We start from the raw sequence: 12,941 nt of genomic DNA on the forward strand, positions 1-12,941 counted from the left end.
TCCGTACCCGGCGAAGTGGCCCTCACCCTGCCCGCGCCAGGAACCGGCGATCCTGTCCTCTTCCATGTTCCGCATGGGCGGCAGGTTGCAGGATCCCGGATGCCCGGAGGCGTGCTAGGTCCCCGGCTGCGGTTGACCACTACCCCTGTGACGGAGGTCGGCATAGCTCCGTGCCGAGGGCCAGTCAGGCCCGATCGCTTCAGGGGCGGTCGAACCGCACGGGGTTGGCCCGCGGCGGACGGCGGTGTGGCTGCGAGCCCCTGGTGGGACGACCACGCCATCGGCACTTCCTGGGGCAGCCAGGGCGCGGGGCCAGCCCACTAACAACGTGGTGAGTGAGGGCCGGCCCCGGCGTCGGATCTGGTGTTACGGGCGCTTCCACTTGGTGTTGGCGCCGCCATTGCAACCCCACAGGCCGAGGGTGGATCCGTTGGCGGTTGCCTGGCCGTTGACGTTCATGCACTGGCCCGGGTTGAGAGCGGCAGTGATGGTCTTGTCGGAGTTGACGTTCCACTTCTGCTCGGCGCGGCCGTCGCAAGTGGTGGTGGTGACCTTGGCGCCCTGGTTGGCTCCGGTGTCGGCGGTGAGGCACTTGTTGCCGTTGACGCGCAGTTCCTTGGCGGGGGTGTGGTCCCACTGCTGGCTGACGCCGCCCCAGCAGTCCCAGATAGTTGCGCTGGTTCCGTTATCGCTGTCGAGGCAGCGGCTGGACTGTTCGCCTTGGAGGCTGCTGGATATCCAGCGCTCACCACCGGTGGACCAGCGGACGACAAGGCTGCCGTTGTCTTCGAGGGTGGCGTAGGAGCCGGTTCCGCCGACGGTGTTCGAGGCCCACAGGGCACCGGTGTTGGTGCCCTGCTTGTAGAGGACGAGGTTGCTGTCGGCCTGCATGTGGAGGTAGGCGTACGGGTTGGAGGTGATCTTGCTCCACAGGGTGCGGTTGGTGCCGCGTTCGCGGAGCAGGATGTCGCCTTGGATGTCCATGATGAGGACCTTGTCACCGGTGGAGAGCCAGGAGCCGGGCATCAGCTTGGCGCCGGAGGTGAGCTTGTTGCCGCGGGAAATGGTGTCGCTGTACCAGAGGGCGCCGCCGAGGCCGTGGCCGCCGTTCTTGGTGTAGACGACGAGGTTGGCGTCGGACTGCAGGTCCAGGCGGGCGTCGGTGTTCTGGTAGGTGCCAGAGGCCCACAGGGCGCCGGAGGGGTCGTTGCCGACGGTGCCCTTCTTGTAGACGACGAAGTTTCCGTCGGACTGCATCCTGGCGAACGCACCGGGGTTGCCGGAGGTGCCGGACTGCCATAGGGCGCCGCCCTTACCGTCCCCGCCGGTGACGTGGTAGAGGACGAGGTTGCCGTCGGTCTGCATGACCAGCTGGGCCTCCTCGGAGGCGAGCATCTGGCCCGGGGCGAGGGTTTCGCCTCCCTTGAGGCTGACGGGGCGCGGCTTGGCGGAGGCGATCCAAGAGGTGAGGCCGTCGGTGCGGGTGGCGTAGGCACCAGTCTTGTCGGTGGGGGCGGTATCGAGGCAGGAGCTCTGCCACGCGCGGCTGATCAGGCCCACCAAGGCCGGCCTGCCGTTCTCGGTCCGCAGGGCGGGAGCACCGGCGTCGCCCTTGCAGAGGGTGGCGTCCGCGGGGGTCTTGGGCGCGAGGTCGTAGCTGGTGGCCGCGACGGGACCCGTGGAGAAGACGGCGGCGTGCAGTTTGCTGGGGGCCCACTCGGTCTTCGTGCGGCCGAAGCCGACGGCAGTGATGTCTTCGGTGGCCGTGGGCGCGGTGGCTGATACAGCGACAGGCGTGACGCTGAAGGCGGGCTGGCTCAGGCGCGCGAGCACGAGGTCGCGGTCGGGGTGGGGCACGAGATCGACGATGTCGGTGGTGTGACCGGCGGTGGCCAGGTCGGTGCGGCCGATGGTGACGGTCGTCTTCTCCTTCGGAGCGCCGGCCGCGACAGTGTTGTTCTCGGCAGGCTTGTCGGCGAAGCAGCTCTTCGCCGCGAGGACCCAGCGCGGATCCACCAGGGTGGCGGTGCAGAATCGCTTGTTGTCCCCGATGGCGAGCTTTCCCGCGAAGGCGTACGTCTGGTCCCCGGAAGGCTGCGCGGGGGCTGTAGACGAGCCGGTGACCCGCATCTCCAGGAGTGTGGCCTGCTGGGGGTCTGTTGGACTGGCCTCGCCAAACCCCTTGGACGTGTCCTTGGGTACGGAGATGCTGGAAGTCGCGCCGTTGACGGTGATCTGCGCGTTCAGATCGCGGCCCTGCGTCTCGATGCGGTAAGCGCGCGAGACGTTGAGCGCGAGGTAGCCGGTGTTGGCCGCCTTGAAGCAGATCCGGGACTCGTCGGACTTGAGGTTCCGTGCCCAGAGCATGATCTGGTGCGGGCTGGTACAGGAGGTGTGCATAATGCCGCCGTCTCCGGCAACCAGATCCGCCCCGGTGGCCGCGAGCACGTCGGAGCGGAACGGGTAGGCGCCGTCCTCGACCGCGAAGGGAGCACCGGCGTTGGCAGGCGGCACCGGGTCGGCGAACGCCGGCGGTGGCGGCGCTCCTGTGGTGGCCGCGATGACGGCGGCAAATGCGGCTGTGGGCAGCCATCTGCGAATACGCACGACGTGATTCAAGCCTTCCAGGCTGTCCTCGCGTTTGGAACGCGAGGATGGGCTGAACTGAGGGGACTGCACCGCGACGTTGCGGACAGTCATGATTGCCTGGGGGCCAGATCGAACGGTACCCAGTCGCAGGCAAGTCCACACCCCTGACTGAAAACCTGTCCTGATCAGCGCATTCGCTTGAGATTCCGGCCATCCCTCGTACAGGAACAATCGATGATCTGGGCATTGAATCGAATGCATGGCTACGCTGAGCCATGATTTGAACGACGCCTAGCGCCTGTTCCGGGCCTTGCTCGACTGCTCCACGCAGGCGCGAACCACCTATGGGCCGCGAGACAGACGTCCACCGGCCATGTCGTTGCCATCAGCCGGTCGAGGCCCCGAAAGGGCCAGACCGGCCAACAGCTGCACCGGACCGTTCGGACGGTCCGGGCGGGGACCACCGCCCTCCGGCCTGGGGAAGCCGAATCACAAGGAGGGCGCCGGAACCCGTACGTGCACACGGGCAGGAAGCAATGACGCCACCGTCGCCTTCCTTGGCGGCGGCCTGCCCGTGCACGGCAGACCACACACACCAAGAGGGATCATTTCGTGGGTCACCACACAGGCCGTCAGGCTCGGGTGTGGCGGCGGGGGTACGTACTGGCCGGGAGGGCCAGTCGTGGACTCCTGCCGCTCGCCCTTCTGGCGGGACTCGTTTCTGCGGCGCCCGTCGCCGCAGAGGAACCAGCTCCGCCTCAACTGTCCGAACGCGAGCGTGTCCTGCAGAGTTATAGATCCGGGGGAGAGGCTGTCAAGGCCGCCGCGGGCGCCGCCCTCTCAGGCAACGACGACCAGGTCCGTGAGTTCCTGAACAAAGGTCAGGAGATCGCCGAGGACCTGGACCGACGCGAGGCCGCAATCACCCTGGTGACCGATGGCGGTCCAGCTCTGCGCGAGGCCGCGCAGACCGCACTCAACGGCACTCCAGACCAGCTGAGAACCTTCATGAAGGAGGGCTGGAAAGCTCCACTCGCCGAGGACCAACGCGTCGAAGCCGCTCGCGCCATCGAGGCAGGCGGTACCGGTGTCCATGAGGTCGGGGACGCCGCCATGCGCGGCTCCATCGACGACATCCGTGCCTTCCTCACCGAGGGCCAGTACAAGCAGCGTGACGACGACGCGCGCGTCCGTGTGGCGCAGATCGAGGCGGAAGGCGGCCCCTCCACCAAGCGCGCCGCCGCCCAAGCCCTGGCCGGCTCCATCGACGACATCCGAGAATTCCTCCTCTACGGACAGCACGTCTCCCGCGCCCAGGACCAGGAACACGCCACCATCAGCGAGCTGGCCAAGCAGACCTCCGATGCCGCAGCAGCGTCGGAGAAGGCCAAGCTGAGCGCCGAGGAGAACGTCAAGAAGGCCAAGACGGCCTCGGACCTCGCGAAGAAGGAAGCGGCCAAGGCCGCCGCCGAGACCCAGGCGGCGAAGAACGACGCGGTGAAGGCCGCCGACGCGGCCCGCCGCGCGGCCGAGTCCTCGCGCCGCGCCGCGGACGCAGCCAAGGCCGCGATCTCCGCCGCCCGTGCCGCGAACGCTGCCGCACAGACAGCCGCGTTGGCCGCTCAGAACGCCGCCTACGCAGCGCTGCAGGCGTCCCGAGCCTCCAGCAAGGCCTGGGACGCAGCGGCATCGGGCAAGGTCTACGAGGGCGTCGCCAACGAAGCCGAGATCGTCTCGAAGCTCGCCTCGAAGATGGCCGACTCCGCCGAGGCCGCCCGTGTCACCCTCGAAGCCCTGAAGCTCAGCATGCAGGCGGTGCGCGGGTCGATCGACGCCATGAACGACAGCGCCCAGTACTCGGAGGACTCCGCGAACTGGGCCAGCCAGGCCGGCGTCCACGAAACCCAGGCCAAAGCAGCCGCCGCCTCGGCACGCCGGCACGCAGCCGAGGCCAGGAGGGCGGCGGGCGCCGCCGAGGCCTACGCCAACGACGCCGCCCTCGCGGCAGCTCAGGCCCGGGACGCGGCACGTTCGGCGGCAGCCCACGCCCTCAAGGCGGCGCAAGCCGCGCGCAAGGCAGCTGACCACGCCAACGATTCCCAGGCCGCCGCGAACCAGGCCAAGATCAACGCCGGCGAGGCCATGACCGCCGCGCAGGCGGCTGGCGCAGCGGTCGCCAAGGCCAAGGAAGTTCAGGACACGGCCCGCAAGAACGCGGCCGAAGAGGCCGCCACACGCACCAAGCTGCTGGTCAACGAGGCCAAGGACATCAAGGAATCAGCAGACGCGGCCCAGGCGACCGCACAGAGGAAGCTCCAGGACGCGGTCAAGCTCAACACCGACCTCGGCACCCTGGCCGCCGAAGCCGCCAAGCCCGACGCGCAGCCTACCCAGATCGCTGGCACCGGCCGGAAGATGGCCCTCCTGGCGTTGCAGGTCCGCGGCCCGTGGAGCAAGTCTGCCGCGGAGGCGGCCCTGACCGGCGACGACGGCGCCGTCGTCCTCTACGCCCGCGTCGGCTGGAAGCTCGCCGAAGACCAGGACGAACGCGAAGCAGTCGACGCTTTCGCCCGCACCGCCCCGCAGGAGAGGGTCCGCATTGAGGCGAAGGCCGCCCTGGCGAAGGACCAGGTGTCCGTCCACCAGTTCCTGACCAAGGGCCAGTACCAGGCCGCAGCCGAAGACAACCGGATCCAGGTCTCCCGGATCGCGGAAGCCGGCGGCAGGGGTGTCAAGGAAGCGGGCCAGGCAGCACTCCACGACCCGGACCCGCAGGCCCTGGACACCTTCCTCACCAAGACCCAGTACCAGGCCCGCGTCGAGGACTACCGCGTCGAAGCGGCACGCATGGCCGAGGGAGGGGGCCTCGAACTCAAGGCAGCCGCCGAGGCCGCCCTCGCCAGCCCCAACACCCACCTGGTCACCTTCATCGAGTCCGGCCAACACCGAGCCAAGCGCCGCGATCTGCTCACCGCCACCCACGTGGAGCAGGTCCAAGGCCTCATCGCATCCTCCAGCGAGGTCGCCGCGCGAGCCTTCGAGGACGCCTTCCACGCCGCCAAGGCCGCCTCGGACGCTCAAGGCCACGCCGACGAAGCCCGCGGCCACGCGCAGACGGCAGACAACTACGCCCGACAGGCCGGCGGATACGCCAACGACGCCAAGGCCTCCGCAGACCGGGCTCGCACCTCCGCCGACAAGGCAGCCGCGTCCGCAGCCACCGCCCGCAAGGCCGAAGGTCAGGCACGCGCCAGCGCGGACTCGGCCACCGCCTCGGCAACCCGCGCGCAGGCAAGCGCCAACGCCGCACGCGGATACGCCGCCAGCGCCTACCAAGCCGCCGAACAGGCCCGCCAGTCCGCCGACAAGGCCGGTGAAAGCCACGCCACCGTCGAAGCCAAATACCGCGAAGCACTCCACCGCTACGCCGCCGACCGCGTCAAGGCAGATGTCCAGCGCCGTCTGCAGGAGCAGGCCGTAGCCGAGGCAGCCGCCCGCAAGAACTCGGCAGGTGCGGCCCTGTACGGGCTGCTGCAGTGGCTGGTGCCAGGGGGCAAGAAGGAACTCCCGGCCATGAGCAGGATGGACCAGATCCATCTGCTAATGGACGCCTTGGGCGTCATACCTGGAGTGGGAGAACCTATCGACGCCGCGAACTGCGCAACCTATGCCGTCGAAGGCAACATCTACAAGTACTTTCCGCAATGGGGAGACACAGACCGGGCATTCCTGGACGCCGGTCTCGCATGTGTCTCGGCGATACCACTTGCCGGATACGGCGCAACTGCGATGAAGGCGGGCCGATGGCTCGCGAAATTCGGAATCGACGGCGACGCGGTCCTCGAAGCGCTGTACAAAGTCTTCAGGAGAGCACCGGGCTGCGGTCCGAACAGCTTCCCCGCTGGAACCCGCGTCCTCATGGGCAATGGCTCGACAAAACCCATCGAGCACATCAGAGCAGGCGATCTGGTCCGGGCGACCGATCCGGCCACCGGGACCACTGGTGCGCGCGTTGTCCAGGCAACCATCTACACACCTGACGACCGCGACTTCACAGAGATCGAACTGCGCGGTGCCACAGCAGAAGCTGTCACCTCGACCGACCACCACCCGTACTGGGTGGAAAACCGCAAGCGCTGGGTCGACGCCGCCGACCTGAGGACGGGCGACGCCCTGCGAACCCCGGTCGGTACGGCGGTGCAGATCGGTAAGGTGAGCCACTGGAAGGGCCTGCAGCCCGCTTACAACCTCACTGTGGCCGACCTACACACGTACTACGTGTTGGCCGGCCGCACGCCGGTTCTCGTGCACAACGCGAACGGCCTGGTGAACTGCGGCGACCAAGTGGTCTTGGGCGTGAACGAAGGCCTAGGTGGAAACGGCCTGCGCGACATCCTGAATGGCCAGGAGGGGGGTGGGTCGTGGTATACGTTCAACAACAGGGAAAATTGGGGAAATTCGAGAAACCCGGGCGATCCCACGAGCCGACCGCTGTGGATGGAAGCGGTGGAAGACGCAGCCGGTAACCCGTCGGTGAAGATCGCATTCTCGCTCGATCATCTTTTGGATAACGACCTGAAAGAGTTCCCGAATGCGGAAGCTGCTTTCCAAGCCACCTGGGCGCGGGCACGCGCACTTGCCGGGAAAAATTGGGAAGAGCAGGCGTCGCGCGGAAATGGGACAGCCTGGGAGCTGGGCGTTATTATGAGGCAGTTGACGCCCGGGTCGGTATCTGAGAGGAGCTGGGACAGTGTTAAGTTCTACTGGGAAGGGAAGCGTGTCGACATAGAGGATCCGTTCAAGGAGTTCCGGTAGAAGCTAGTTGTCTGGCAGGGTTGGGCTCGCGTGAAAGCGCAGAGCCCAACCCCTTTCCGTGAAGCCCGGGTTATGGGTTGTGGTGCACCGGGCCTCCGGGTGGATATGATGTAGATCTATTTTATGTGAGGGTGGAGGGTAGCCTAATGAGCGATGGAACGAGGCCCGATCCGGTCCTGTATCCGGAGCTGGCATCCGAGAATGGAAGCCTAGTGGCCGCACTTCGGGTGATATCTCACCGCCTGGGAATTCTGCTTCCCGGCCTCGTCGAGGCGCATCCGCGGCAGGGGCTGTCGGTGCGCTTCGCCGCTGCAGTCAAGACGGAATTCGGCGATATTCGAATCGATATGCGGCCGGAGTCTCGGGACGTCATGCTTACGATCAGCATGCCTTTGATCGGGGTTGCGGGAAGCGGATCCACGACCTCTCTGAAAATTGCAGTGGAGATCGCCCAGGCCTGGCAGTCGGGAATGCCTCTAGCTGAAATGAGTTCGAACTGGGGTTTCCTGAATTTCTCGCCCAAGGCGTTGGCGCATGATCAAGGGGCCGGGGTGGAATTCGAATGGGGGGTGATCCGCAAACTTTCTCCAGAGCTGATTGATCAGAAAATGGTGGAAGCGGCATATGTGACACCGGAGCTGCGGGCGCTGTTTCCCATGCCCGCTCATGGCTCTTTGCAGTTCCGCCGCCGCACGATTTCGGCTCCCGGAAGCGATATTCCCAGTATCTTCCCCGCGGCAGGCGGATGCTGGACGGTCATCAGCCTGCATGACCCTCAGATTCCCAGACCCACTGTCTCTTCGGCCGAAGAAGCAGTCAGACTCGTGGTGGCGGGGTTGCCGGCAGGGTGCGGTCCAGCCGTTGAAGTCATTCATGCTGCTCGACGCAAAGCGCGCGAGAGTCACGCCAACGACCAGTCCGAACGGCACACCAAACCGGACCGGATGTAGCGTTCGCCGCCCCAGAACTGGAGAGACAGCGGGACGATTGGTTCCGCCGGGTGGTGTCGCCAACGGACTTCGCATGACCTGAGGGCGGCGGTCGGCGCCGAGCAAGTGACCGCGAGGCGTTGGCCACGATCATCTTCGCGTTGGCTGGCTCGTCCCCACGGCCCAGTACTTCACCGACCTGCGGACGGTCGCCACGCTGATCCTCATGACCTGGCCTGAAGCACGACCCCATGCCGCCACCTCAACACTGGCCAAGATTCTCGATCAGGAAGCCGAGCAACGGCACCAGGCATTCGAGAACGTGCGGGACACCCCCGGCGCCTATCGCCGGAAAGTCAGCGTCTACATCGCACCATCCGAGAACCCCACGGTCACCGCCGGGGTCCTCGAGATGGCGGACCGCTTCCTCAGCGTTCCGGACGAGCACGAGGCAGCCCGATACCTCGAACCCCTGGCGGTCGAAGCGACCTACATTCACCGAAAGGTGGGATACGCCCTTCGAACCAAACCCGGAACGTCCTTCCCACTCCAGGTCGCGCTCCTGGCCCACCGGCGTGACAAGAGCAAGGACACGACCGCCGAGGAGATCATCACCATGCGTGGCGGCTTCCGAAGAGCCACTCGGTGATGTCCCGTCGCACTGCAGTTGTCCGTTGATCTTGCTCTGAGCTGCCGGTTTGCCAGGATGGTCGCGAACGCCTCTCCTCGCGTTCTCAGCGAAGCTGGCTTCTGCGGAACATCCAGAGGCAGTGACCATCGACGGCTCGGCAGAGGGTGATGCCGAGGAGGAGCAAAATCCCTTGGTGTCTGTGACGGAGTGGACCATGGTGTGGTGATGAGCACTGAAGTGGAACCGGTCGAGCACGAGGACCGCTGGATCCTGAACCTCCGAGGCCTGAGTGTCGTCAGGATCAGCATCGACTTTCGGCTGACCCTCGTCCTGGACGCAGGGTGGGAAGTCGTGCTGGAAGCACCAGCTCGGCTCTCGACAGGGCCACTCCACACCAGTCCTGGCCTGCCTCTGACGCCTGAGTCCCAGGACGTGGCTGCGGCTCTTCCTCTGTTCGGGGCGAAGGTCCTGTCCGCGGTTGTGTTCAAGTCCGGCGTCCTGCGGATGGTGTTCGACAGCGGCATGCATCTGACGTGTTCGGCCGACGCATCGTTCGAAGCCTGGCAGGTCACAGAACCACGAGGATGGCGTTTCATCTCGTTGCCCGGCGGAGACCTTGCCGTTTGGTCCCGCTCTGGAACAAGTGAGAATCCGCAAGGTCAGGCTGCGAAGCGCTGAGAATCCGCCACTTACGCTGCGACGGGACAGGTGACAACTACCTCTGCGAAGTGACAACTATCGCTGCGAGGCACAGTTCCGCGACAGTTGTGCCGGGAGGGGGCTGGAGGGTTGCAGGTAGGGGTGCACTAGGGGTTGCACCGGAGGTGTGACCGGGGGTGTGACCCCCACTTTTGCGATCTTGAGCGTTGTGCCTGTTCAGGCCTGGTGGGCAAGCCCCATTGCCACGACGACACCTCTTCCTCCGCGATAGCCGGAGGAAGAGGCCTGCTTCAGTTCATGGCCGGGCGGGTCCCCGCGCCACCATGCCCAGCCCAGCCCAGCCCAGCCCAGCCCAGCCCAGCCCAGCCCAGCCCAGGCAGGCTGTGGCGGCGCGAGCCGCCTCTCGGTTTGCTCCCTGTGGCCTCCTTGGTCCGGGGCGGACGCGTGGACAGCGATCCGAGCTTGGCGGGGCATGCCGTTGCGTTCTGGCGGAGCCCCCGGTCCGTCAGGAAGGGGGCTCCGTCGTGCGCGGGCTATTGGGCGGGCTCCTCGTCGGTCTTGGGTCGCTTGCTGCCGCGTTTGCCTGTGGCGATCTGCTGCGCCCGGGTCGGGTGCACGCCCCCGAGCGCTTCATCGGCGATCTGCGCCCACGTCTTCCCTTGGGCCCGGAGGGCGAGCACGCGGCGCTGACGGAGCTCCCGAAGCTGCGCGTGGTAGTTGGGCCACGCGTCCAGTATGGCGGTGGCCGCGCGCGCCGCCTCGACGTCGTCCTTGATGGCCTCCAGGGCCTGGATCGCCTCCACCAGCCTCTGCACCTCCTCGGGTTGATCCGCCATCCGCATCCCTTCCTGCATAGGGAGTGCGGCCGCGCACCAGGTTAGACCCTAGGGTCTTGCATGGTTTAGACCCTAGGGTCTAACGTGGTGATGCGGCCCACTCGGGTCCGTGCTCAATGACAAGACCCCGGCCGGCGCGCGAACGCCATGAGGCCGGGGTCAGCCATCCACCTGCGCGAACAGGACGGACAGCCATGCCCGAGCGTACCCACCCCACCCAACTGGATGAAGCTCTCCGCCACGCCAGAGCCGACACCCGTGTCAGCGGAGGCCTTGCCTACGCCGTCCGGCGCCTCAACGACAGTCGCGCCCGCCACATCATGACCGGCGCCGCCCGCCTTGCCATTGCCCAGCGGTACGCCGTCGAAATTCTCGACTGGACCGACGAGGCCGACGCGCTAATCCGCGACCTCCTCACCGCGATGCCGGAGATCACCAGCGACATCACCCGGGGCGAGTACGCGCTCCTCCTCCAGGCCCCTGCCCGCACCTGACCCACCCGGCGGGCGGGCTGACCGCTCGCGCGGCACGACCGGAGGACACGGGTGTGGGGGAGCTATTACGCCTGTAATAGCTCCCCCACACCGACCGGTCCGGTAAAGCCGATGCGTCCAGGTAGACAGCGTGAGAACGTGATCAACGAACAGAGAACCGCATGCCAGAGGGAAGAAGAGCGACTGCCGCGATGCAGCTGACTCGTACGCACCGGACACTCATCGGTTTCGTGGTCGCCGGAGCCGTGGTCATCGCGGCCATCGGCTTCGCCGGCTCGTACGCCGCGGTGCGCGCGCTCGCGCTGAAGAAGGGCTTCGGCGACTTCTCCCTGGTGTTCCCGATCGGCATCGACGCCGGCATCTGCGTGCTCCTGGCCCTCGACCTCCTGCTGACCTGGATCCGTATCCCGTTTCCCCTCCTGCGCCAGACCGCGTGGCTGCTCACTGCGGCGACGATCGCCTTCAACGGCGCGGCCGCGTGGCCGGACCCGCTCGGCGTGGGCATGCACGCGGTCATCCCCGTGCTCTTCGTGGTCACGGTGGAGGCGGCCCGGCACGCCGTCGGCCGCATCGCGGACATCACCGCCGACCGGCACATGGAGGGCGTCCGCATCACGCGCTGGCTGCTCTCCCCGATCCCGACGTTCAAGCTGTGGCGCCGGATGAAGCTGTGGGAGCTGCGCAACTACGAGCAGGCCGTGGGTATGGAGCAGGACCGGCTGATCTACCAGGCGCGGCTCCAGACCCGGTACGGCCGCAGCTGGCGGCGCAAGGCGCCGGTGGAGGCGCTGATGCCGCTGCGGCTGGCCCGGATTGGTGTCCCCCTCGCGCAGACAGCCTCCGCAGGGCTGACCGCAGCCGGTCTGAGCCCGGTCCTGCTCTCGCGCCCCGAGCCCGAGCCGGCACCCATGCCCCTGCCCGAGCCGGTTGCTGCGCCGGAGCTGATCGCAGCAGCCGAGGTTCCCGAACTGGTTCCGGCCGCACAGCCCCTCGTCGAGAACGCCCCCGGCCCGGAAGCGGAACCTCCGGCTGAGGCCGTGGAAGCGACTCCCGAGGCCTGGGATGAGGTTCCCGAACCCGTCCTCGTCGACCTGGCCCAGGCCGGGCGGGACTTCGTCACGCAGTACGGCGCAGTTCCGTCCGCGGAGCAGTTCGCGGCGTTCCTCGCACGGGACTACGGCCTGACCGACCAGGACACCGGCGGCATCCTGCCCGACGCCCTCCTGGAGCCGGTACTCGCCGAGCTCCAGGCGTCCGAGCTCGTGGCAGCCGCACCCGAGGCAGCCGGTCCGGCTGTTGAGGCTCCGGCGGCCGACGAGCTGACCTTCGCGGCTCCGGCGTATGAGGAGCAGTCCTTCAGCCCGGGGGCGCCGCACCCGTTCTTCGGGGAGTCGGCGAGCCTGGCAGAGTCCCCGGTCGAGGCCGCACCACTTCCGGCCGCAGCGGTGCCCGCGTCGACGGCCTTGGTGGCCGAACCCGGCCCGGTCTCCCCCTCGGGCCGTACCTTCGAGCAGCCCGTCCTCGCGGCGCCAGCAGGTGCGGACGGGCAGGACTGGGTCGCCGAGGTGACCGCGTCGGGTGAGGCGACCGCGCGGCTGCCGCGGCAGCAGACCGACGAGGAGCCGACCGAGGCGGAACCGATCCGCAACGAAATCGAGCAGGTCGCTGCCTGGCTCGCCGAGGCCGAGGGCACCGGGACGAAGCTGTCCGGAGCCGAGGTTGCCCGACGGCTGGGGGTCTCCCCGAAGACCGGTCAGCGCCGCGTGATCGATGCGCGGAAGCACCTGGAGGAGCAGCGTCGGCAGCAGGGCCGGGCGCACCTCCGCTCCGTCGGCAGCAGCTGACCGGCATTCCGCTTCAGGCTCGGTGACCGGTCACCGGTCACCGTCACGAGTCGGCCGGCGCAGCTGTCCGGCAGTGACCGATCGACGCGTGACCGATCCGGTGACCGATGACCGGACCCGCCCGTGACCGGTCCGGTGACCGA

General features: G+C 67.3%; 8 protein-coding genes. 6 read left to right on the forward strand and 2 right to left on the reverse strand.

What is annotated here, in order from left to right; all coding sequences use genetic code 11:
• Window positions 1-366: 366 nt before the first annotated feature.
• The gene (locus tag SSNG_RS38480) at window positions 367-2,607 is read right to left on the reverse strand and encodes a ricin-type beta-trefoil lectin domain protein (RefSeq protein ID WP_165365093.1); all 2,241 of its coding nucleotides are present in this window, start codon (window positions 2,605-2,607) and stop codon (window positions 367-369) included.
• A gap of 594 nt (window positions 2,608-3,201) precedes the next feature.
• Between SSNG_RS38480 and SSNG_RS35730 the strand changes: the two genes are divergently transcribed.
• From SSNG_RS35730 to SSNG_RS35740, 4 genes are all read left to right on the forward strand, one after another.
• Window positions 3,202-7,404 (forward strand): polymorphic toxin-type HINT domain-containing protein, encoded by a 4,203-nt coding sequence (locus SSNG_RS35730; RefSeq protein ID WP_165365094.1) that lies wholly within the window; start codon window positions 3,202-3,204, stop codon window positions 7,402-7,404.
• Window positions 7,405-7,550: 146 nt separating this feature from the next.
• Window positions 7,551-8,354 (forward strand): DUF6193 family natural product biosynthesis protein, encoded by an 804-nt coding sequence (locus SSNG_RS41500; protein ID WP_007268865.1) that lies wholly within the window; start codon window positions 7,551-7,553, stop codon window positions 8,352-8,354.
• Window positions 8,355-8,559: 205 nt separating this feature from the next.
• Window positions 8,560-8,982 carry a hypothetical protein gene (locus SSNG_RS35735; RefSeq protein WP_007268866.1) on the forward strand — a complete coding sequence of 141 codons (423 nt, stop codon included), beginning with the start codon at window positions 8,560-8,562 and terminating at the stop codon, window positions 8,980-8,982.
• 207 nt (window positions 8,983-9,189) lie between these two features.
• Window positions 9,190-9,642, forward strand: coding sequence for a DUF6188 family protein (locus SSNG_RS35740; protein ID WP_129593429.1), 453 nt, complete (start codon window positions 9,190-9,192; stop codon window positions 9,640-9,642).
• A gap of 515 nt (window positions 9,643-10,157) precedes the next feature.
• Here SSNG_RS35740 and SSNG_RS35745 read toward each other — a convergent pair.
• The gene (locus SSNG_RS35745; RefSeq protein WP_042804838.1) at window positions 10,158-10,460 is read right to left on the reverse strand and encodes a hypothetical protein; all 303 of its coding nucleotides are present in this window, start codon (window positions 10,458-10,460) and stop codon (window positions 10,158-10,160) included.
• Between the two features lie 194 nt (window positions 10,461-10,654).
• On the opposite strand from SSNG_RS35745, the gene SSNG_RS35750 reads away from it, so the two are divergent.
• Both SSNG_RS35750 and SSNG_RS35755 read left to right on the forward strand, forming a co-directional pair.
• The gene (locus SSNG_RS35750; protein ID WP_007268869.1) at window positions 10,655-10,954 is read left to right on the forward strand and encodes a hypothetical protein; all 300 of its coding nucleotides are present in this window, start codon (window positions 10,655-10,657) and stop codon (window positions 10,952-10,954) included.
• 191 nt (window positions 10,955-11,145) lie between these two features.
• On the forward strand, window positions 11,146-12,798 hold the full coding sequence (locus SSNG_RS35755; protein WP_007268870.1) for a DUF2637 domain-containing protein: 1,653 nt from the start codon (window positions 11,146-11,148) through the stop codon (window positions 12,796-12,798).
• Window positions 12,799-12,941 lie beyond the last annotated feature (143 nt).

The organism is Streptomyces sp. C (assembly GCF_000158895.1).
In the GTDB taxonomy this organism is placed as follows: domain Bacteria; phylum Actinomycetota; class Actinomycetes; order Streptomycetales; family Streptomycetaceae; genus Streptomyces; species Streptomyces racemochromogenes.